A 22,129-nucleotide genomic window follows, 5' to 3' on the forward strand; every position below is an offset into this window, starting at 1 on the left:
ATGCCCAAGTCCATCAACTTGCATCCATTTACCGTACTGGCTCTGGCTGCGGCAGTTGTCACGATGACCACAGCCGCTGCCCTCTGGTGGTTGAGCTGCGCGGTCCTCACTGCCTGTGTGCTGGTTGCCGGATGGAGAGGGCATCTGCGACGGTTGGCCGTTCTCAGCGTCGCCATCCTGATTCCAACGTTCGCTTCTTTGCTTTTGATCCATGGGCTCGTCTCCCAAGAAGCGTCCGGGCTCATTGCCGCGGCCGGACCGTTCAGGGTCACTGTAGGTGGATTGGAAACAGCCATGGTTTTGGGTCTGCGCACCGCGGTGCTGGTGGTGGCAGGACTGCTCTGTAGCTTGCTGATCGATAAGCACCAGCTGGTGGCGGCCATAGATCTGTCTCCGGCACCGCCGCAGGTGGGATACCTGCTGGCCGCCACGCTGTTCCTCTTGCCACATCTGGCCGAGAAACAGCGCACTATCGGCCAAGCGCAGGCACTACGCCAAGCGGGAACTGGACGTGGTCTTTCGGGTTGGGTTCAACGAGTGCGGTTGCGAGCGGTTCCGCTGGTGCTCGCCTCCTTGCAGGATGCCCATGACAGGTCGGCTCACCTGTCAGCCCGCGGTTTTCCCGCCGCCGGATCCCACGCCAGATTGCGTACCGTCGCAGATTCTGTCACCCAGCAACGTGTCCGTTGGGTTGCCTTGCTCTTCGCCGTACTGGGCCCGATAGCAATATTGGCACCCTTCTGGGGGAGTCGATGATAGAGAATCAAGAGAACTCACGCACGGAGAATTCTGTGCTGCTCGACCTCAACATAAAGCGCTTTCGCTATTCCGGTGCCGAGCTTGATTCCTTGCAGCGCATTGAGATGAATTTGGCTCCGGGCTCATTGACTGTGGTTGTCGGGGAATCCGGTTCAGGCAAGTCCACGCTGGGCGAGGTGCTCGCCGGAATCTTGCCGCGGCAGGGCGCGGACCAATGCCTGGGAACAATGAACCTAGCTGGGCAACGGATTGAATATACGGATCTGGAAAGCCAGCGCATTAATGTGGCAGGGTGGGCCAAGCACGTCGGTTTGCTTCCTCAGGAAGCTGGGCACTATCTTTCACGGATCCGTGAAAGGGTTGCCGAGGAACTCGTATTCTCGCTCGAAAACGAGGGCGTGCCACGAGAAGAGATGCGCCAGCGCATCGCTGGGCTTTCCAAGCAGCTGGGCCTAGACCATTTGCTTGAACGCGATCCTGCCAAGCTTTCTGGCGGTCAGGAACGACTCGTCGCCTTGGCAGCCTTGGCTATTTCGGAGCCTTCCGTCATGGTCTTGGATGAGCCACTGGCGGGTTTGGACTCCTGGGCGACGGTAGCAGTCACCGCAATAATTGCGCGGCTTCGCGCTGACGGCACCGCAATGGTGGTCTTGAGCCGGACTGCCAAACCGTGGGCCGACAACACAGATGCACTAGGGAAACTAGTGGATGGGCAACTAAGCAAGATCTCAGCAGAAGAACATGTGCAGCAACCCGTATCCGAGCCAACTCAGTGGCGTGCCACTCCTGGCGAAGCGGAGATTCTCTTGGACTTCAGCGGGGTCCAACTGGGTTATCCGGGGGCCGAGCGTCCAGTAGTCGACGGGCTGGATCTGCAGGTACGGGCCGGTGAATGCGTCGGGCTGGCGGGTGCGAATGGATCGGGTAAAACCACGGTGCTCAAAACAGCCGCAGGGCTGCTGCGGCCAACCGCCGGCACCCTGGCGGTATCAGCTTCTACCGGCATGCTTCTGCAGAATTCCTCCGACCAGCTATTCGAACGCACCGTATTGCGCGAGGTATCTTTTGGCCTTCCAAAGAAGGGCAAACAACGATTGCGTGTTCCGGAAGTCCTCTCGCAACTCGGATTGGAAGCTTTCGCCGAGACCCATCCCTATGAGTTGCCGGCTTCGGCACGCAGGCTCGTAGCACTAGCGACCGTCCTAGTCCGAGAACCGCAGGTTCTCCTCTTGGACGAACCAACCGAAGCCTTGGACTCTGCCGGGTTGGCATGCTTGCAAGAGGTCATCGACTCGGTGCTGAATCGCGGGGGATCGGTGCTTCTCTCCACCCACGACCAGGATTTCATGCACAGGACCGCGCACCGGGTCCATCAAATGCTAGGGACTCCCGAGTCAACTACCTCCGGGGCCTAGGTTCAGGCCAGACTCTTACCCATTACCTCTTCTGAACCGGCTGCACCGCTGAAAGCACTTGCTCCGTGGGCCCAGAGGCGAGTGCAGTGTCCCACGCGTCACCTTCTGCCGGATCGCGGAATAGAGCCGCGCCTGAGCTGGTTGGATGAGATACCTACAATCTTCAGGAGTTTCACCTATGGATCTGTTCTCACCGATTACCCTCGGGGACCTCAAGCTTTCAAATCGCCTGGTTATGGCACCTTTGACACGATCACGTTCACGCGAAGACGGAGTGCCCAACGAGCAAGTAGTCGAGTACTACCGTCAACGCGCCTCCATGGGTCTGATTGTCAGCGAAGGTGTTTACCCCAGCGTCACCGGGCAGGGATTTGTCCGTCAGCCCGGTCTGGCCACTGAGGAACAGATTGCCGGGTGGAAAAAGGTCACCGATGCCGTGCATGCTGAAGGCGGATTGATCGTGGCACAGGTGATGCATGCAGGGCGGGTGACTCATCCGGAAACTACCGGGATTGATCACGTGGTTGCCCCCAGCGCCATTGCGGTGGAAGGCCAATCACGCACCTACACCGGCAAACATGACTACCCGGTACCGCACGCACTGACCAGCGACGAGCTTCCGGGCATCATTGAAGAATTTGTGCGGGGATCCCGCAATGCCATCGCTGCCGGGTTTGACGGCGTCGAGCTGCACGGTGCCAACGGGTATCTTCTCCATGAGTTCCTCGCACCGAGCTCCAACACCCGAACTGACGCGTATGGCGGATCACCAGAGAACCGTGCACGCTTTGTCATCGAGGTCGTCACCGCCGTGGCCAAAGAGATCGGCGCGGGAAAGACTGGTCTGCGCATTTCACCTGAGCACAACGTGCAAAGTGCAGTAGAAAATGACGCCGCGGACGTCGCTGCCACCTATCAGACATTGCTTGAAGGAATCGCTCCGCTGGGTCTGGCCGCACTGAGCATTCTGCATAAGGATCCGTCCGGTGAGCTGGTCCAGTCATTGCGTACCGCTTTTGGCGGTCCGGTATTGATCAACACCGGTTTCCAGACGATCACCACCTACGAAGATGCAGCGACGGTGGCTGCCGGAGGCTGGGGAGACGCAGTAGTTGTTGGCCGTCCGGCTATTTCAAATCCAGATTTGGTACGCCGCTGGCGCGAGGAACTGCCGCTGAATGAACCGGATGCCTCCACGTTCTACACGGAGGGACCGCAGGGCTACACGGATTACCCGTTCTGGCAGAACTAGCAGCGACTCTTTAGACCACTCAGACCCCACTCACCGAGACTTCTCGGTGAGTGGGGTCTGAACGTTTATTCGTTGGTTATGCCCCTTGCTCCGAGGCTAGCCAAACCACGGCTTTTCGGCCGCTTTGAGCGTCCCATCATTTTTAGACATGTTCAGCCACTGATCCACGTACTCTTGGAATTCATCGTCACCCAGCGGCAAGAGATAGGCCTTTTGAGAGAAATTGAATGGCTTATCTGGATGTACCGCACACAGCTCTGGATGCTCATTGGCGACCCACCGAGTTTCTGATGCGTCGGTGGTCATCACGTCAGCACGTCCGGCGATAATCTCATCAAAGATCTTGTTGTTGTCTTCGAATCGAATGATCTCTCCGTCCGAGTAATGCTCGTCAGCAAACTTCTCGTTGGTTCCACCAATCGGAGTAATCGACCGGACTCCGGGTTTATTGATTTCCTTGATGGTGTCGTACTTCTCCACGTTTTCACACAGTGTGATGGGAGTCTTTCCCTCGTCCAAGGTGGCTTCGCTGAAATAAGCCTGTTGTGAGCGTTCCAAGGAAATCGAAACGCCACCCACTGCGAGATCACACTTGGATTTGAAGTCTGGCATCAGATCTTTCCATGTGGTCTGAATGAACTCGGGTTCGGCGCCAAGCGACTGGGCAAGATTCTTGGCCATCGTGATGTCGATACCTGACCATTCACCGGACTTGGGATCCAGATATGTGAATGGCCGGTAATCGCCAGTCGTGCAGACCTTGAGCGTTCCCGAGTCGCTGATGGTAGTCAGCCGACTGTCCTGGGCTACTGGGTCTTTGTCGTCGCCGGCGCCGGGGTCCTGGGCGGGAGCCGAGCATCCGGAGAGGAGCAGCGTGGCGCCGAGTGCTAGCAATGGTAACTGGCGGGCGATGGTTGGTTTCTTCTGTGGCTTGTCGCTCATAAACCATCAACCTATAAGGGCTGAAGGCGCAGGCACAAGAATTCTGGCTTTTCTTACGCGCAGAATAATTATCCGTGATCAGCCGCCACTGCCGTGAGATCCAGTGCTGCCACCAGGTCCTTGCTGTGTTGGTGGGTAGGGGTGGCCAAGAAGTCAGCTAGTGGTCGGCGCTCCACGAGCTCACCTTCAAAGAACACCGCCACGTCATCACTGACATAGCGGATTACATCCATGTCATGGGAAATGACCACGAGGCTTAGCCCCATCTGGTCGCGCAAGCGAAGCAACAGATCAAGGATATGGCGCTGGGCTACCGAATCCAGTGCTGAGGTTGATTCATCACAGATCAAAACCTGCGGCTCGGTCAGCAAAGCCCTGGCGATAGCTATCCGCTGTAGTTGTCCACCGGAACACTGTCCGGGCCTGCGGTCCAGTAATTCGTCGGGCAGTCCCACCTGAACCATGGCTTGCGCCATGCGTTCGTTTGCCTGGGATTCTGGTAAACGATGCACCGCTGCACTGATGGAAATGCGCAGTGAAAGCCGCGGGTCAAAGGATGAGTAGGGCTCCTGGGCAATGACCTGTACTCGCGTTGCCTTCTCGCTTTGTTGCCTGTCAATAATCTGTCCGGTCGTTGGCTGTTCCAGCCCTGCAAGGAGTCTGGCAAAGGTACTTTTGCCGGAACCAGAACGGCCCACAACTCCTAATACTTGCCCGCCATGAATACTTAGTGTGGTGGGCTGCAATGCGGCAGGACCTTTAGCCCGGCGGGTGTAGTTCTTGCTCGCGTCCACTGCTTCAAGCAGACAGACGGAACTATCTGTGCGCGGTCCACGTACCGAGGGCAGGCTAGCTTCGACAAGCTCCCGTGTTTTGGCGTGGCGGTCCTTGGAAAAGATCTGCGCGGTAGGGCACTGGTCAACAATCTGACCATCGCTGACCACCACGATGCGGTCAGCGATGTGCTGGACGCTGGCGATGTCATGGGTAATGAATAGAACTCCCACACCACGCTCTTGCTGCTTTCGGCGCAGCAGCTGCAACACCTCTGACTTGAGAATTGAATCCAGTGAGGACGTTGGCTCATCAGCCAGGATGAACTCTGGGTCAGCAGCCAAGGCAATGGCAAGCATGGCGCGTTGGGCCATACCTCCGGAGAGCTGATCTGGACGCTTTGAGGCAATATCCGCTGCAGGGGATAAGCCCACTTCTTCCAACAAGGTGCGAACCTGATCTTCGTGCTTACGGGCTTTGTTCGGTCCTCGGACACCCATGGCTTCGAGCAGGTGCGCGCGGACGGTCAGACGCGGGTTCATCACGCGCTTGGGCTGCTGGAAAAGCATGCTGATGCGCCGTCCGCGCACAGCATCCAGCTCCTTGTCGCTGAGCTGATCAAGGCGCTGACCGTCTAAAAGAATCTGCCCTTCGGCGTGCAGTGACTGCGGTAGCAGGCCAATAATCGCTTTGGTGAGCAGCGTCTTTCCGGATCCCGAGCGTCCAACAACCGCCACCAATTCGCCAGCTCGCAGTGCGCCGCGGACTTTGGAGAGCAGGGGTTTTTCACCAGCACTGACCGAAAGATCAATGAATTCAAGTTCTTTAGTCATGGGCTTCGGCCTTGGTCTCGGTAGCAAGAACGTCGTCTCCGCCCAGTACATGGGTAATTCGATTACCCAACAGGGTGACGCAGAAGCTCACCAGGAAGATCGCGGCACCCGGTGCAATCAAACCCCAGGGGGAGCGAATTGCATGAGGTTGCGCCTCGGCCAGCATGGAACCCCAGTCAGACTGCGGTGGCTGAACCCCAATGCCAAGGTAGGACAGCGAGCCGAGCAATACGAGCAACAATCCGAAGCGCAATGCAGCCTGGGCAAGCACCGGTCCAGCCACAAATGGCAACACATGATGGCGCAAAATAAACCACCGTGAAGCACCCACATGTTTCGAAGCTTCCACGTGGTGGGTGGATAGTGCTTGGGCAGCCATTGAGCGCACAAGCCGGGCGGTAGGTGTCCACGCGACAACACCAACGGACAGAACCATGGTGAAGAACCCAGGCCCCATGACGGCGATGATCAACAGCGCAATGACAATTTCTGGCAGGGCGAGCAACAAATCGTTGACGCGTAAGAAGAGTTCATCCAGCCACCCGCCACGCACAGCACTGAGCAGACCCAGTACCGTGCCCACCAATAGGGCGAACAACGTGGTGATCAGTGCTACCGACAGGGAGAACTGGCCGCCGTGCAACACCCTGCTCAAGGTGTCGCGACCCAAAGAATCCGTTCCCAACAGATGGGCCAGGCTAGGTCCTTGAAGGCGGTTCAACAGATTTTGGGAGTCAGGATTATAGGGAGAAATCCACGGGGCAGCGACGGTCACGATCACCACTGCCAGCAAGAAGAACGCGGGTGCAGAGAGCAGGATCTTCTTGAATATATTCTTAGCCATGTCGAACACCAATCCTCACGTTGGGATCGCTGAGTTTATGTACCAGATCAATGATTCCGGTAGTTAGTACGGCACAGGCCACGACCACCACTACGCCGCCCTGGGCTACGGGGATATCGGCATCCACAATCGCGTCAAAGATCAGCCGGCCCATTCCAGGAATGGCAAAGATGACTTCTACAATCACTGAGCCACCCAGCAGGCCGGCAAACCAGACGCCGACCATAGTCCACAGGGGAAGCAACCCGTGAGGAACCACATGACGCACCAGTGCCTGCGTGCTGCTTAATCCGCGGGCACGAGCCGCGAGCACATGTTCTGAATCCAAGGCCTGCCGTACCCCTGAGCGCACCGCGACGGTAAAGAAGCTAATCGGGCGCAAGGCCAAGACGAATACCGGAAGCACCAGCGAGGCGGGGGATTCAAAACCTGCTGAGGGAAGTAGAGACCAGCGCACCGCGAAGAGCAACACTAAGAGTGGGGCCAGCGCGTACTCGGGGATAGCGATGAGCGCATGGGTCACCGAGGTGATCAGCCTATCTGGCCATGACCCGGCGCGGGTGGCCGAGATGACTCCTAGAACAATGGACACGGCGATCGCCACCAGCAGAGCGCTGCCCGCCAAGGACAGCGTGACTGCTATGGCCGGCAAAACCTGGTCAGCTACCGGGGTGCCGCTGATATGGGAGATGCCCATGTCGCCGGTGACAAATCGACCGAGCCAGCGGCCAAACTGCACCAGCATTGGATCATGCAGGCCGAACTGCTGTGCGTAGGCCTGCACGGTGGCCTCATCTGCGGCGCCGATGTCCATTCGGGCGCGCAACAAGGAGCGCACCGGGTCCCCGGGAGAAACAAAGGGGACCAGGAACACCGCGAAGGATGAAAGCAACACCGCTGCACAGAGTCCTAGGGCTCTGCGCAGCAAGGTGGACAGTGATAGCAACTTACTGAGTCTTTGCCAGATCCTTGGTCAGCACGTAGCGGGTCAGCGGATCCTGAACATAGCCCTGTACTGAATTGCCCTCCGCGTCGATGGCCTGCTCATTGACTAGCCACACGTTGGCCGCATCAGCGGCGAGGATATCGCCGGCCTGACGGTAGAGGTCATGGCGCTTGGTCTCATCGGTCTCGGTGGTTGCCTGAAGGATGAGCTTGTCGTAGTCCTTATTGCAGTAATGGCTCAGGTTGTAGCCACCCTCGCAGGTGTAGTCGGCCTGTAGGAAGCCAATCGGATCAGCGATATCAATCATGCGGTTGCGCTGGCTGAGGATCATGTCGTAGTTGCCCGCCAGTACATCAGGTTCGGCTGCCCCATAGGATTTGGTGACTACCTTGGCCGTCAAGCCGATCTGCTTGAACTGCTCCTGGATGATGGTAGCAACCCCGGCGAACTCGGCACGTTCGGTGATCGCGATGATCTCCAGTGGCTTCTGCTGCTTGTAACCCGAGGCTTCCACCAGCTTCTTGGCTTCTTCAATGTTCGGTTGTGGCACGCCAAGCTCTGGGTTGGCCCAGCTTTCGCTTGGGGCAAAGGGGCCGGTGGCTGGTTGCGCTGCACCTTCATAGATGCTGGCTGCTATTGCTGGCAGGTCCATGGCCATTGTGGCGGCCTTGCGCAGATTGACGTCGTCAAAGGGTGCGCGCGAGTTGTTTAGGTACAAGGTCGAGGTGCGTGGTGAATCTGCTTTCAGCACGCTGATCTTGTCATCTGCTTCCAACGTGGCCAGGCTGGTAGCCGGGATGGACATGGAGATGTCCGCTTCACCGGTCTGCACCTGGGTGGCGCGGGTGGCACCGTCGGTGATGTAGCGGATTTCGCCGCCAGCCAGCTTAACCTCGCCGTCCCAGTAATTCTCATTGCGGTCCAAGGTTAAGGACTGTCCGGCTTTTTCCGACACCGGGGCAAAGGGGCCGGTGCAATGTTTCATCGGATCGATACCCTTGGCGGTGTATGCGGCAGGGGACAGGACCCCGGCGTTCACGCTGGCCATACGGTAAGGCAACAGCGGATCAGCAGCGGGGGTCGTCACGCGCACGGTATCGGCATCTGCTGCTTCTACCTTGCTGATGGTCTTAGGATTTACTGCACGTGCCGGCGCGGTGGCTTTAAGCACGTGGTTCAGCGAGCCAGCGACGGCCTTGGCATCAAGCGCGGTTCCGTCCTGGAATTTCACGTTCTTGCGCAGCTCAAATTCCCAGACGGTGTCCGAGGCCTGCTTCCACGAAGTGGCGAGCATCGGCTCAACCTTCTTTGTGGTCTGGTCATACTTGGTCAGGGTTTCCAAGCAACCGGCAATAGAGAGCACATAGGCGTCATCACTTTCCAGGGCCCAGTTGGAAACTGGAGCACGGAAGTTTGCCACCACTGCTCGCGCGTCCGGATTCGCAGCTGCCTCAGGGGCCGGGCTGGAGGGGGTGGAGCTGCAGGCGGTTAGTGCCAGAGCAATAGCCGCAAATCCTGCGGCTGCGCTGAGTCGTCCAAACTTCATGGAAATCCTTCGGCATTACGTGATGAATTGGCTTCTAATGCGATAGAGCCTTGGTTAGCTTATCCTAAATTCATTGATTCCCTTGAGGCTTCTTAACGCGGTGCGACATCCGTTGAAACTCGATAATAAAGAGACACGTAAGAGTACAAGTTGAGTAGTGCAAAGTTGGTGTGAGTTTTGGAAGATTTGCGCGCGGTCAGCTGAACATGTCCCAGTTCACATCTGCGTAGTCAACGTCCGCGGCATCCGCACCAGCGGTGCAGCAAGCCAAGATGCGAGGAGCAAAGGAACTATCAGGACCATCCAAGGCAGGAATCCAGGAACGGTTCCGTCCCCGGACTGGGTCAGGAGCCAGCCAATGAGCAGATTGCCAAGGAGCACCGCCAGACCGCCGCAACTGGCAAGTAAGCCGAAGTAGGAACCTGTGGGGCGTCGGCCGGCAAATTTGGGAACGAGCGATAACGCGGTGGGATGCACGCTCATATGCCCCAATGTCAGCAGAGTAACCGCGCACAGGATACGAGCCGGGCCGGTTTCGTTTCCAAAAACTAAGGCCGGGACGAAGGCAAGCACCCCGAAGCCCAGCGCGCTACACAGGTATCCGAACCGCAAAGTTGCTGCTGCTCCAATACGCCCAGCAAGCCGCGCGAGCGGCAGTTGTAGGGTCAGCGTCAAAATGGAGATCCACGCAAAAATCAGCCCCACCCACTGGGTGGGAAGCCCCAGGCGTTCTAGCTCCAAGGGGATAGCTAAGTAGAGCTGGTTATAGGCCAGTAGGTCCGAAGCGTGCAGCCCGCAAAAGGCTACAAAGCGACGGTCAGTTAGACACCTACGTAGACCACCAGGCGGAACTTCTTGCTTGGAGGCATCGGTTCTCTGTCCGGTAGGAGATTCTGCTGGGTTGGGCCGACGCAAAGCAATTGCCAGAAACAAGCCAATGAGCACAAAGAATGCGGACCCAAAACCTGCAACGGTGGCGAAACCCCAGCCCCAAAGTGCCGCTCCAACCAGCGGTCCGGTAACCGCGCCGATTTCTCCGGTAATGCTCAACCAAGCAAAGAGTGTGGACTGTTTGGCTTGGGAATGTTGGTTGTTTTCGCGGGCAACTTGGGCCGCTGCCACCAGGATGTTCAAGCCTGGGGAAAAGAGTGCTCCGCCAAATCCCGTGAGCAATGTTCCGAGAATGAACATCCAGAGTGTCGGGGTACCGCTCCACAAGGATGCGGACAGCGTGATGAACCCGGCCGCGCGTACTGCACAGCCAATGAGAATGACGCTCCGAGCGCCGAAGCGGTCTGCAAGGATTCCACCGGCAAGGAACAGGCCCTGCTGAGCGAAGGTTCTGATTCCCAGAATGAGACCTACCGCTGTTCCGGCCAAGAGGAAATCGTTGGTCAGGACAATCGCAAGAAAAGGCACCACAGCGTAGAAGCCGATATTAAACAATGTTTGGGTTCCGAGGAGCACCGGAACTTCAAATCGTGACGAGCTAGTTTTCATGGACCTCGGAAGTGCATTTAGTTACGGCGAATCGTGGGGCAGACCTATCCGACTTTAGTACCAGTCGCTCCTTTGGAGCAGTTTTGCGTACGTGGGGGATTTGCGGCACAGTGCTGGTGCTGAGTGACTCAGGCGTTGAAGTGCCTAATCTGGATGAACCTGGCACATGGTTGGAATTCAATTCAGTGCCGGCACCCAGGCAGCATTCTTCGCGGAGTCACTGCCAACAAGCATGCGCTACACCGGCTCGGCTCTGGGCAAGACCTTCGGTGGATTGATCTTCGGTGCTCCAATTCCGTTCTTGGCGGCATGGATATTCCAGAACACCGAAAACGGCACAGTAGCGTTGACGGCCATTGCGCTGTCCATCGTGGTGCTCTCGATGATCGCTACGATGACTCTGCCGGAGCGCTTTAAGCAGAAGCTAAACGAAGTGAACTAGCCTGTCTGAGTTCAAAGGATCAATTCAATAAGTAACTGGTGATGGCCGGGAATCGCATACAACGGTTCCCGGCCATAGCTGTCATAACCAGCAAGGTGCGGCCCAAAGCCCAAGACACTCTTCAAGTTAGGGCTAGTCGTCCTCTGTCTGCGGAGGCTCGGTATGCGTACTTGTACCTCCGGGGTCAAAACCTAAATTCCTCGTTTCAGGCAATGATACCCAGCCAAAGGAGCCATATTCTTCGCTGGTCGACTCATCGGTGCCGAGGTCAGGATCTTGGGTGCCACCCAAGAAGTCCCGAGTTAAACTTTCCGAATCATCCATCAGCGCAGTTGCTGCGTCTTCCACATGTTGCGCGCTGACGGACACTCCGGCGATGGCAGCGGACAAGATAGCCCGGCGAATCAACTCTCGAGTAAAGGACGCAGTAGTCCCTTCAGTTTTTTGAGCTACCGAGTCGATGGTTACTTCTGGTAACTCGAGTTTGGAACCATACAACCGCAAGAGCGCCTTGCGCGCCTCACAGTCTGGGCGTGGAATCTGCACCGCAAGGTCGATTCGACCGGGACGTTGCACCAGTGCGCTTTCCAAGGACTCTACCCGGTTTGTAGTGAGCACAAAGGAAACGTCGGCATCTGGATCTAGGCCATCCATCGAGTCCAGTACTTCAAATAGCAATGGTTGAGGGCCATTGCCAAAACTACGGTCTTCGGCAACCAGATCGCAGTCTTCCAACACCACGATGGATGGCTGAAGCGCACGGGCCATGGCCGAAGCCTGCGAGACTAACGAGAGCGTATTGCCGTTGAGCAAGATGACCGTGTGCTCGGTGGCCGCCGAAGCAAGGTACCGGACGGTATGGGTCTTGCCCGTCCCCGGAGGACCATAAAGAAGTACTCCACGTTTCAGATGGGCTCCGTAAGCCAGCAAGGCTTCGCGGTGAGTCCCCACTCCCAATACTTGCTCTTCGATACGTTCGCGCAGACCAGCGGGCAGGATCAATTGTTCGCCGCTGATTGCTTCACGCTCATGAAAGGTGACTCCTGAATTTGATTCGGAGTACTCGCTGGCTTTGAAAGAGATGACATGACCGCGGTAAACGCTGGTGGTGCGCAGCCCTTCACGAAATTCGGCAAGGAACGCATCGGTGAGCTTGCTATTGACGCAGAGAACTTCAAGCGTCGCTTCCGGTTTGCCGTATTCCGGATTTGCCTGGCGCAGTAAGACAGCAATGGGTACTTGTTCGTAGCTGAACAGGTGGATCCCGAAGGAAAGGAACCGTCGTTGTTTGCCCGGTCCCACGGCCAACGAGGTGTATGAGGGCTCGCCTAGCACGCCGAAGTTGCTTTGCACCCCAATGAGGTCGCCGAGGTCAAAATGGTGTCGATCTTGGCCTGAAAGTCCAACGAGCTTGGCTTCTGAATCACGGGAGGTCAGTCCGCCAAGAATGATGTTCGCGTCGGCTAGACGGTGGGAGCCGAAGGATTCAATGACAAGGGCAACCGTGCTCGGATCGACGCCTAGGTGCTCGGCTAAGACCGGGGCTAGGAGCTTTCCCTTGGGCTCCTGTTGGTATTCTTCGGCTAGCCGGGTGAGGTGAGTGAATGACCTCATGAACGTGCGTAGTTCTTCATCCATGACGAGAGAATACCAGTCAGAGGTTCTATAAAACTAGGGTCTGACTTAGCTGATGCACCGCAAGATGTTGGGATGTGGCCTGAGCTTTTAGCTTCTGAATGGTGTGGCCCTTGTTAATGAAAGTCGGGGCGAGGCGCCCTACGGAAGGCCGGCTTCTACAGACATGGTCTGTGCAGATCTACCGGACGAAGATGTCAAAGACTGATGGAACTCTGGTAGCTCTTCAAAGTGCTCCGTCATGGTGGGACACTGTGCATAGGGCGAGGAGTACCGCTCCTCGCCTACGCCAGCGAAACATCGAACGCACAAGGGGCGAAATTCCATGTCGGAGAAAGAAGTTCTGAAGCAGGCTGACCGTGAAAGTCAGCTGACCCACCTGCCGCACTGGCGTTACATGCTCGGATCGCTGCGCACCGCCTTCAAATGTTCTTCCTCAGCGGTAGCCTTGGAGTTCTTTGCAGAGATAGGTGCTCTAGCGCAGGAAGCCAACCATCACCCAGATGTGGACTGGCGTTACGACACCTTGTTTGTGACGCTGGTGTCCCACGACGTCGGGGGAGTGTCGCTTCGCGATACTCAACTGGCCGGGAAAATCTCTGATCTGGCACAAGAACATGGTGCCCAAGCAAACCTGAACCTGGCCCGCACGGTAGAAATAGCGATTGATACCGATGACCGGGAACAGATTGCCGACACCTGGCGTGCAGCCCTAGGTTACAAGGAGCAAGCCGATGGTAGCCTCACCGATCCCTATGGGCGCGGTCCCGCCATTTGGTTCCAAAACACCGAAACCCCGAATGCTAATCGTTTCCATCTGGACATTTCGGTGCCCCACTCACACCACGTGGATATTCTCGATGGTTTAAAAGAGGCCGGTGCACGGTTGAACTATGCTGACGCGCCGTCATTTACCGTGGCGACGGATCCACAAGGAAACCGTCTGTGCATCTGTACCGAGGTCGGACGCCACGACGGCTAACTGTTCGGTGGCTAAACGTGGTTGAACCCGCCAGTATGTATCGCAGTACATCGGCACTAGCTGAGGTTTGTTGTTTAAGGGCGGCAGTTAACCCGGACGCGGTGTTTTAGTTCGAAGCATTTTGCGTGCTTTTCTCTCGGGTGATGACCGTTTGCCCTTCCGGGAGGATCGGTGCGAATTCGAGGGGATTCTGACTCGATGGCAGCTCATTTGTCACGCCGTTGCGGACCCAAATGACTCACTCTCTGGCGTCTGAGGCCATAAGCCTCGTGGGCCGCGTGGTCATATACTGCGACGCCGGCAGTGTGCAAAGCCTTCCGCCGTGGAGCGCCTTAGGTGTTATGCCGATCGGCATGATTTCCACGCCGAAAGAGTACTCGACGGCATATAATGAGGAATTCCAAATTCTTTGAGTGGCAAAGTCGAAAGTGATCAGGACTTGAATCATTTACATAGGCGCATGCTAAATGTAATCTGAGTCACAGGGCATTGTGTTTTGCAAGGCCTTGCTCAACGAGAGGACTGTGAACAGCATGGAAAATCTTGAAACTGGGAAACAAATGCCCCCTGAAGATTTGCAAATTGGAGACTGGTCGGACCTGGGCCAGCAGCTATGGTCATATCTGACGGGTCGTGGTGCAGCTGTTAATTACACGCTGGTCGATATGACTGTCGAGGTTCCTCGGGATATCGGCGCTGATGCACCTCGCGCGACGTGGAAATTCGATGGAACTCTGAGAGTGACGACTAGTGATACTCATTCTCTGGGCTCAGATCCGTACCGCGACTAAACGACCATGTCCATGCGCTTCGACATAGACCTTACTTTTGCGGTTGATCAACCAACAGATCGACCCAGATTTTCACGACGAAGTAGCGGCACCATCAAAGCTGCCGGCAAAACCATTCACCTCAAGGTAGATTCCTACTCACTGTTTCCAAGTATCAGACAGCTAGACCGGCGCGCCTTGAATGATTTTGCAACCAAGCTGAAAAAAGCTGGGGTAAAAATTGTGGTCGACGGACCGGAAGGAACCCTCCTCACGCTGGGAGACGTCAAACCAAATTTCTCCGGTCGTATCGCATCACGTTCAGGAGCGGTACGTCTGGGGTCCCTGCCTGATGCCAGCAAACTATTCCGAGGCCGTGGAAAGAGGACGGGCGCCGAATCATTCAAGATCCCTGCAACGCCGTTTCCGCTACTGCCGACTTTCCGTAAAAACTACCGCCTGCGCGCAACGACCACTCATTATGCGGACGGAGGAGGCAGGCCGAGACTAATCTTCGTGCAAGACAGCGAGTCATGGGACGGCAAGGCTCCTAAAGTGCTCAACATCATGGGGGATTCGATAGAAATTGGCAGTGCGCCTGAAAATGGGCTCACCCTCCCAGGCCTGGAGCCAGTGCATGCAAGAATCACCAGGAATGACCTTGACGAGTTTGTTGTGGAAGCTGTGGGGCGCGTGGGCGGAAGTGCCGGCCTGAAACCTGGGGACCGGTATACATTGCGCAGCGGGGCACGAATGGAGCTGAATGGTTGGAGACTGGTGTTCTACCGAGAAGAATACGCTGATCACGGGCGACCCTTTGGTGGACGTAATGGCGGTGAACTGGCGGTACAGCGGCCCCAATATAACCCCCGGACAGGGAATATTGAGCGCGACTCAAGTGTCTAGCCAGCACGGCGTATTTAACAAGTCTCATCGATCGATGCCTGATATTTGAGATTCAAGGTTTTATACGCTGCCCCCTGCATCTGGTCCCTGAAGTACTCTGCCTAGGAGACGACGGGCAAAAGTGAGCTTATCGCGACATCAATTGCGACCCAGAGAAAGCGCTGACGGTTCACCACCGGTTCACTTCTTCCTTCATCAATAATAAATTCGTGGAGGCACCGGAGTGAACCGTCTTGTACTGACGTAATAAGGATTGCGATATCACTAGCCACAACACTCTTCACAATATCTCCTGCGCTCCTCGGATCCTTGAAAAGCTTCGACTTATTCGGAACATTTCTTCGAACCCTTGCATTGATATTGATCCGGACGAAGTCCGGCTGCTCATAGAAGCCGCCGATAGCCTGGATCAGATCAGCGCCATGGCCGCAATTCATCTTCTGGGCCAGGTGGAATCCCCTGAGATAGACGATTTGCTTTCGAATCTATTGTGCAGCAGCAGCCCATTCCTGAGAGAACATGCTGTATGGGTCCAGCGGACCCGGGTCCCTCGGCCAGACTCCATACGGCATCTAGTTCGGTTGGTAAAGGAAGGTGACTTTACCGGGATGCTTGCACAGCGGGCTCTGGAAAACTGGGCCAAAGTATCTTCACAAGCGGTTCTCGAAGCATTGGAAACAGCTTTAGCCGATACTAAAATAGCGGGGGAGAGATACCGTCTGGTAGAAATGCTTGGTGTGGTGCAAGACAAAGTCGCGCGGGCGGCCCTGATCCGCATCATACTGAATACTGATGAAACCGAGCATGTTCGACTTGCCGCAGTGATGGCACTAGGAGATCAGCCTTTTTCTGATGGCATAGTCCAAGTGCTTGAGGGGTTAATCGAAGAGAATGGGCCCCTGGCTGATGCCGCGCAGCTCGCTGTGATGGACCTGCGAAGCACGCAGGTTTCCGCTTTGAAGTTTCAAGCAAAGACGGAGGGGCTGACAATTGTTCAGTTCTTCCTCCACGCGAATATTGATTCTGAACTGCGCCATGCAGGGAGCGGGGATACGGGCGGTATCGCTACATTGCTGGTCAGTCTCGGAGACGCGCTCGTAGCTCAAGAACACCAAACATCAGCAGAACCACTCGCAGCGAGCGCGAGCGTCTTGCCAAGACATCGGGTCCTGACCATTTCACGTGGTCAATTGCATGAACCCTTGGACGATGCCAAGGCGCTGAGACACGATTTCAGCGGGCATAAGTATGCGAGAATTCCATTAATCCGCGGCGCTGTGCCGTCAGCGCAGTCATGGCCTCTGCACCTAGAAGTTCGTCGCGGTCTTCGCCGCATTCTCAAGACCGCTGGACGCATAGATGCCATGCATCTGCGCATGGCTGATGTAGGAAGCTTCGCCGCATTCGAAGTTGCCCAGGAACTCCAAATCCCCGTCGTCTTCACAGTGGCACCTGACCCCCATGCGGTGATCGAGTCCATGGACCGGTCTAGCGAGCTGACCAGAGAGAATTTTGGCAGGATCGACCAAATTCAGCATTTTTGGTTTCGTACTTGGCTGGTAGAGCATCTTGCTTCTCACGCAGCACACACTGTGTACTTCCCACGGCCGAATCTCAACCGGGAAATGAAGACCTTGCTCGGACGGGATCTCTCTGCGGAGTTGGAAAGCTACACCGTTGTACCAGAAGGAATAGATGTAAACATAATTCACCGCGCAACGCTAGAAGCCGAGGAATTTGCGTGCGGAAGTTCAGGCAGCGAGCCGCTGAGGGAACTGCGGCAACTGCTGGAACGGCTTCCTGAGAAACGACGTGGGTTGCCACTGCTCATTAGTGTGGGTCGATTTCACCGCATTAAAGGAATGGCAACACTTGTTGAAGCATGGGCCGGCTCCGACCTGTGCTCACGGACTAATCTGCTTTTGGTTGGGGGAAATTTAGACACTCCCTCCCCGGATGAATCCGAACAGCTTGACCGGATCAACGCTCTTGTTGCTCCGGCACACCAAGATTCTTCAGGACTGATACTTTCCGGACACCGCCCTAATGGAACTGTCGCCCGATGGATTGCTGCAGCGAAAGTCGGAATTCCCCATTACGCCGCAGCATCGGGGGTATACGTTTGTGCAAGCGTAAAGGAAGAATTTGGCATCGCACTGTTGGAAGCGATGGCCGCCGGGCTAATCGTGGTCGCTCCGAACTCGGGTGGTCCAGCGAGCTATATTGATCACGGTTACACAGGCTTTCTTACCAATACACAGGATCCGGAACAGTTGAAGGCAAGTATCACCGAAGCGCTCAGGTGCGCATTCGAAGAACGCACGAACCAACGCGCTGATGATGCACGTCAAGTCGTAGAAGCTAACTTCACCATTGGAACAATGGCAGATGAACTGAGCCGCGTCTATGCGAAGGTCAAACAAGATCACGAAGAAACCAAACGAGAGCTGGATTCAATCCTATGACACTGTTGATCATTAGCCCCGATTATGCCTCGCATCTCTATCCGCTGGCAGCCCTAGGAAATAATTGGCGTGAGAATGGAGAGCAGGTTTTTGTCGCCACCGGGCCTGCGACAGCAAACATAGTCGAATCTTTTGGTTTCACCCATATACCGCTGAAGCTAGGCCGGGGCTCAAATCCTGGAGTGATCAGGGCTGAAGAACAGCCACGCGGTGAAGATGAAACGCTGCGGGGATTTTTTGAGGCCACACGCGGGGGAATGATCGAAACGCTCACCTTTCAAGCGAACGCCCGGATGAACGATTTCATGTGGGAACCTGTCAATACGGCCCGAGCCGTGCAGGACGTTGTCGAAATGGTCGATCCAGAACACATTATTGTGGATCATCTCGCCTTCAGCGCACGATTAGGGCTTGCCGCGGCCAGACGAAAATATATCGACGTTGTTCTCGGGCATCCCAGCGCTCTGCCTTTGCCCGCCCTGGGCGAAGTCTATGGATTCCCACCTACCTGGCCTCAGGCATTCGCTCCTAGCGCCCAAGAGCTTTCTGGACTGCATGCTATATGTACAGATGTCGCAACTTCATTTACCGCGCAGTGGAATGCCGCGTTGGCAGAATTAGCGCCAGAGGTAGCCCCGTCTGAGGATGCGTTCGCTGAATACGGTGACTTGCTGGTCTTTAACTATCCTGAAGAATTAGTCGATAGCCAACGGATTTCTCAATTGCCTCCTCACATTTTTATGGGTTCATCGATACGCAGTGAACCCACTAGCTTCGAGGTCGACCAGTGGATTTCTGCAAGCGAAGAGCCCTTCGTGTACGTGAGTTTTGGGAGCTTTCTCTCGGTGCGCGACGATGTCCTGAGCAAAGTCGTTGCGGCTCTTCGACAGACGGGCTTACGGGCTGCCGTAGCTTTGGGGGCAGCAGACCGGCAATCCTTAGGCAGCATTCCTGAAGATTGGCTTGTCGGAGAATTCCTGCCTCAAATCACTTTGCTGCAATCAGCTGCGGTGTCAGTAACCCATGGCGGTAACAACTCACTCACCGAGTCGCTAACTTACGGTGTGCCGAGCGTTGTACTACCTTTTTCAACAGACCAGTTCGCGGGAGCTGCAGCCATAGAACAAGCTGGATTCGGAACTGTCTTAGCACCCAACCACACCACGATCAGCGAATTGAAGGAAGCGTTGCAATCCATGCTTGACCTTCGCCGCGGAGCACGCGAAGAGCTTCACATTCTCAGCAACAGGATTCGCGAAGGAACTAAGGCAGAAAGCCTCCATCAACTCACGGAACTGACTCCTACTTCCTTCGAAGGCAATGCCGCACTCTTGGGTGATTAGCATTCTTCCTGTGCACTGACTCCCGTCTGAGGTTTGCGCAGATACAACTCTGTCGCAGCGCGGTTGAACTTTCGAGCTCACCTCAGCTGGTTTTGGAATTTCTCCAGGACATTGATGGAACGTACCGCACTGCCGAGCGCACCCTGAATCGAAGCCTGAGCGGTGTCACCAGCAACTTCAATTCGGGGCAGCCGGCTCCTCAGCGGACGATGGGCAGGAGAAAATGAAGGCAGCGCGTGTTCGATATCGTGCCTAACCAGTAATCGCCATTCCGGATTGGATACTCCGAGCATGCTGGCAGCTTGAGCCATTGCGCTCTGATCGTCTAACCCGTGATGGCCCGCGACCGTTGCTTGGATCAAATGCTGCCCTGCCGGAGCGTACGAGGGACAGACGTTGGAGATCACTGATGTGTGCGCAAGTTGAAACCCGTCGTTCACCTCAAGATGAAGAAAAGGGAGTTTCGTAGGCTGATGCCGTGTGGAAAACCACCATGTGGTCAAGGCATTCATCTTTGGCTCTGCTTGACCTAGCAGTCTTGCGCTAGCTCTGGGACCGGCAGCGATAACGACACGATCAGCATAGAGCTGCTCTCCGCTAGAGCATGTTACCTGCATCTGTTCCCCCACATTTGCCACGGAGTGAACCGGCGTCGACAAGCGAATATGTTCGCTAATGGGTTCCGCCAGTTGGGAAACTATTGCTGCCATCCCTTGTGCTGGTAGAGCGGGCGTACCTTTCACGAAATACCCGAATAGACTCCGGGCTGCAAGCGCAGATACCTGTAGCGATGGATCTGCGACCACCCCTGAGAAAAATCTTTCAAATACCTGAGTCACAAGTGGGGAAAATCGGGCTTGTTCGATGGTTTCGCCCAAAGTTGAAGACGGATTTTTTGAGAGTTGAAGCCAGCGAAAAAATGCTGTGAGATCGGAGAATTTCGCATCTGCTCCGAGAATGCCTCTCAGGTGTTCGGGGTGCCGAAAAGGGTCGGCTAGCACTTGTGTTCCAGACGAGCTACGCACAGCCACACCTCGGCCGAAAGGATGCAGATCCAGTTTCTTCAGTTTAAGCGCGCGTCTCGCCTCTGGGTAGCTTGGATTAAGAAGTTGAAATCCCCTGTCACAACGAAAACCCTCAATAATATCCGTTTTTACTCGCCCGCCGATGCAGTCGCTTGCTTCGAGCACTTCGACCTTATGACCGCGGGAGGACGCAAGCCCTGCAGCCCTCAACCCGGCTAGGCCCGCGCCAATCACAACAAATTTCATGCTGTTCTCACTGTTCTGGATTAACGCTTCAGCTCATTTGATCGAAGTGAAGGGATCCGCTTCTTGCTTCATTTTCGGTTACCGTTGTGCCTTATCGTAGCGATTCTGGATGCCAAAGCCCACGTTGCTCAAACAGTTTGAGACGCGGCGTGGAGCTTCGCTGAGTAGCTTGAACTTGGAATGTCACATCGCTCTTCGATCCGATAACTCGATACGCTACGCCATGAAACCATTAAACGCCCTCGAGGGTCAGTGAAGGTCCCTAAGCGATGGCGCAATCATCTCTTCGAGCTCAGCCAGAGCGGGTGTTTCTAGATCCAGAAGTTCACTCGTCTTCCTCGATGTCCTCCTAGCCCAAGGTCTCGAGCGTTTATTTTCTCATAAGCACCAGCTCCTGCTCAGATCACTTCGGCGATGAAGTGTGAGTCAAGTGGACCATAGAGAGTAGCTATCAACTTCAATCAAGTGGGTGGTCTGAACGCTGGAGCGATCGCGTCGTGTTTAGGCCTAAACCATTGCAACGGATAAAACACATGGTTTCCTGCTCAAAGATCGGATACCTCCGTTCAGGACGTGCAGCATCACCCGCAGATGCACTTGGAAGGCTATCCGCGCCGCCCTCTGAGCGCACCGTGCGGCAACAGAGCATTTCTGTTCTAGCGTGGAATCAGACCGGTAAACACAGGCGCCCCGCACTGTCAGTTCCCCGTGGATAGCCTGTTGAATTAGCCTAATTTCTCCATGAAATCTGGGATGTCTCGATAATCAGAGTGTCAGGGTTTATGGTGAACATACTGAAAATTCGGAGAGCAGGTCATTAAGATGGCATATTTTAAGAAGCTCTGGGCCTCACCGCAGGGTACGTTACCTGAGAGCAATGGTTCTCGCGTCGACGTAGATTACCCCGAACACGATCACGCTCCAGGCATCACGGAATTATGGACAGATTTGATGGGCCGCATGGCGATCCGTGGCCTCCAGATGCTACTTATCGGTGTAGTCGTCGTATGTGTTGTGATCGGATTGCTCCGAGTGACCACAATTGTGATCCCTCTTCTGATAGCTACTATCTTGGCCTGTGCACTCTGGCCGATCGTGACGAGGCTACGTCGACACTTCTCAGCATTGTTCACTGCCTGGACGGTATTTCTCGGCGCCCTGATCGTTCTGGGCGGAATTGGAACAGGTCTTGTGTATTCCGTCATCAGCCAGTGGGACGAATTGGTGGGGCAAGCCGAAGAAGGTTTCGTGCAGTTGAGCAGTGCAGGTCAACAGCTCGTTGAAAGGCTTCCTTTTGGGATAACCCAACAGGATCTGGAGAACGCAGGTCAATCGGCAAGCAATTTGATCTCGAGTTCGCAACTAAGTTCCAACGCCCTCCACACCTTAGGGGCTGCCGGTGAAACTTTGACCGGAAGTATCTTGATACTGGTGGTTCTCTTCTTCTTTCTCAAAGACGGTGACCGAATTTGGGCTTTCATTATTTGGCTCTACTGACTCTTCC

18 protein-coding genes are annotated in these 22,129 nt (G+C 55.6%); 10 read left to right on the forward strand and 8 right to left on the reverse strand.

The features are described 5' to 3' along the window. From CIK74_RS03725 to CIK74_RS03735, 3 genes are all read left to right on the forward strand, one after another. Positions 1 to 756 (forward strand): energy-coupling factor transporter transmembrane component T, encoded by a 756-nt coding sequence (locus tag CIK74_RS03725; RefSeq protein WP_096254426.1) that lies wholly within the window; start codon positions 1 to 3, stop codon positions 754 to 756. Beyond that, positions 753 to 2,174, forward strand: coding sequence for an ABC transporter ATP-binding protein (locus CIK74_RS03730; protein WP_096254427.1), 1,422 nt, complete (start codon positions 753 to 755; stop codon positions 2,172 to 2,174). The genes CIK74_RS03725 and CIK74_RS03730 overlap by 4 nt, the downstream gene beginning before the upstream one ends. A gap of 178 nt (positions 2,175 to 2,352) precedes the next feature. Further along, positions 2,353 to 3,426 carry an alkene reductase gene (locus CIK74_RS03735; protein WP_096254428.1) on the forward strand — a complete coding sequence of 358 codons (1,074 nt, stop codon included), beginning with the start codon at positions 2,353 to 2,355 and terminating at the stop codon, positions 3,424 to 3,426. Positions 3,427 to 3,522: 96 nt separating this feature from the next. On the opposite strand, the gene CIK74_RS03740 is transcribed toward CIK74_RS03735, so the two are convergent. The 6 genes from CIK74_RS03740 to CIK74_RS03765 form a co-directional block, all read right to left on the reverse strand. Then, positions 3,523 to 4,368 carry a transporter substrate-binding domain-containing protein gene (locus CIK74_RS03740; RefSeq protein ID WP_096254429.1) on the reverse strand — a complete coding sequence of 282 codons (846 nt, stop codon included), beginning with the start codon at positions 4,366 to 4,368 and terminating at the stop codon, positions 3,523 to 3,525. A gap of 68 nt (positions 4,369 to 4,436) precedes the next feature. Continuing rightward, the gene (locus CIK74_RS03745; RefSeq protein ID WP_170947731.1) at positions 4,437 to 5,975 is read right to left on the reverse strand and encodes an ABC transporter ATP-binding protein; all 1,539 of its coding nucleotides are present in this window, start codon (positions 5,973 to 5,975) and stop codon (positions 4,437 to 4,439) included. Continuing rightward, positions 5,968 to 6,819, reverse strand: coding sequence for an ABC transporter permease (locus CIK74_RS03750; protein WP_240520451.1), 852 nt, complete (start codon positions 6,817 to 6,819; stop codon positions 5,968 to 5,970). The genes CIK74_RS03745 and CIK74_RS03750 overlap by 8 nt, the downstream gene beginning before the upstream one ends. After that, the gene (locus CIK74_RS03755) at positions 6,812 to 7,765 is read right to left on the reverse strand and encodes an ABC transporter permease (RefSeq protein WP_096254432.1); all 954 of its coding nucleotides are present in this window, start codon (positions 7,763 to 7,765) and stop codon (positions 6,812 to 6,814) included. Before CIK74_RS03755 ends, CIK74_RS03750 begins: the two co-directional genes overlap by 8 nt. Position 7,766: 1 nt before the next feature. Continuing rightward, complete coding sequence (locus CIK74_RS03760) at positions 7,767 to 9,311, reverse strand: ABC transporter substrate-binding protein (protein ID WP_096254433.1); 1,545 nt, start codon at positions 9,309 to 9,311, stop codon at positions 7,767 to 7,769. 216 nt (positions 9,312 to 9,527) lie between these two features. After that, on the reverse strand, positions 9,528 to 10,811 hold the full coding sequence (locus tag CIK74_RS03765; RefSeq protein WP_096254434.1) for an MFS transporter: 1,284 nt from the start codon (positions 10,809 to 10,811) through the stop codon (positions 9,528 to 9,530). Positions 10,812 to 10,977: 166 nt separating this feature from the next. Here CIK74_RS03765 and CIK74_RS03770 point away from each other — a divergent pair, with 166 nt between their 5' ends. Continuing rightward, on the forward strand, positions 10,978 to 11,253 hold the full coding sequence (locus tag CIK74_RS03770; protein WP_096254435.1) for a hypothetical protein: 276 nt from the start codon (positions 10,978 to 10,980) through the stop codon (positions 11,251 to 11,253). A 132-nt stretch (positions 11,254 to 11,385) separates the two neighbouring features. On the opposite strand, the gene CIK74_RS03775 is transcribed toward CIK74_RS03770, so the two are convergent. Continuing rightward, positions 11,386 to 12,867 (reverse strand): AAA family ATPase, encoded by a 1,482-nt coding sequence (locus CIK74_RS03775; RefSeq protein WP_240520452.1) that lies wholly within the window; start codon positions 12,865 to 12,867, stop codon positions 11,386 to 11,388. A 346-nt stretch (positions 12,868 to 13,213) separates the two neighbouring features. Between CIK74_RS03775 and CIK74_RS03780 the strand changes: the two genes are divergently transcribed. From CIK74_RS03780 to CIK74_RS03810, 5 genes are all read left to right on the forward strand, one after another. Next, positions 13,214 to 13,870 (forward strand): 4a-hydroxytetrahydrobiopterin dehydratase, encoded by a 657-nt coding sequence (locus tag CIK74_RS03780; protein ID WP_096254437.1) that lies wholly within the window; start codon positions 13,214 to 13,216, stop codon positions 13,868 to 13,870. Positions 13,871 to 14,403: 533 nt separating this feature from the next. Further along, complete coding sequence (locus CIK74_RS03790) at positions 14,404 to 14,661, forward strand: hypothetical protein (protein WP_096254450.1); 258 nt, start codon at positions 14,404 to 14,406, stop codon at positions 14,659 to 14,661. A gap of 12 nt (positions 14,662 to 14,673) precedes the next feature. After that, on the forward strand, positions 14,674 to 15,546 hold the full coding sequence (locus CIK74_RS03795; protein ID WP_096254439.1) for a hypothetical protein: 873 nt from the start codon (positions 14,674 to 14,676) through the stop codon (positions 15,544 to 15,546). Between the two features lie 608 nt (positions 15,547 to 16,154). After that, positions 16,155 to 18,011 (forward strand): glycosyltransferase family 4 protein, encoded by a 1,857-nt coding sequence (locus CIK74_RS03805; protein ID WP_170947732.1) that lies wholly within the window; start codon positions 16,155 to 16,157, stop codon positions 18,009 to 18,011. After that, positions 18,008 to 19,354 (forward strand): glycosyltransferase, encoded by a 1,347-nt coding sequence (locus CIK74_RS03810; RefSeq protein ID WP_096254442.1) that lies wholly within the window; start codon positions 18,008 to 18,010, stop codon positions 19,352 to 19,354. The genes CIK74_RS03805 and CIK74_RS03810 overlap by 4 nt, the downstream gene beginning before the upstream one ends. A gap of 77 nt (positions 19,355 to 19,431) precedes the next feature. Here the strand turns inward: CIK74_RS03810 and CIK74_RS03815 are convergent, their stop codons facing one another. After that, positions 19,432 to 20,625, reverse strand: a complete 1,194-nt coding sequence (locus CIK74_RS03815) for an NAD(P)/FAD-dependent oxidoreductase (protein WP_096254443.1) — start codon at positions 20,623 to 20,625, stop codon at positions 19,432 to 19,434. 822 nt (positions 20,626 to 21,447) lie between these two features. Between CIK74_RS03815 and CIK74_RS03820 the strand changes: the two genes are divergently transcribed. Further along, entirely contained in the window at positions 21,448 to 22,122 is a 675-nt protein-coding gene (locus tag CIK74_RS03820) for an AI-2E family transporter (protein ID WP_096254444.1), read from the forward strand. Positions 22,123 to 22,129 lie beyond the last annotated feature (7 nt).

Source organism: Glutamicibacter sp. BW77, from assembly GCF_002332285.1.
Classification (GTDB): Bacteria; Actinomycetota; Actinomycetes; order Actinomycetales; family Micrococcaceae; genus Glutamicibacter; species Glutamicibacter bergerei.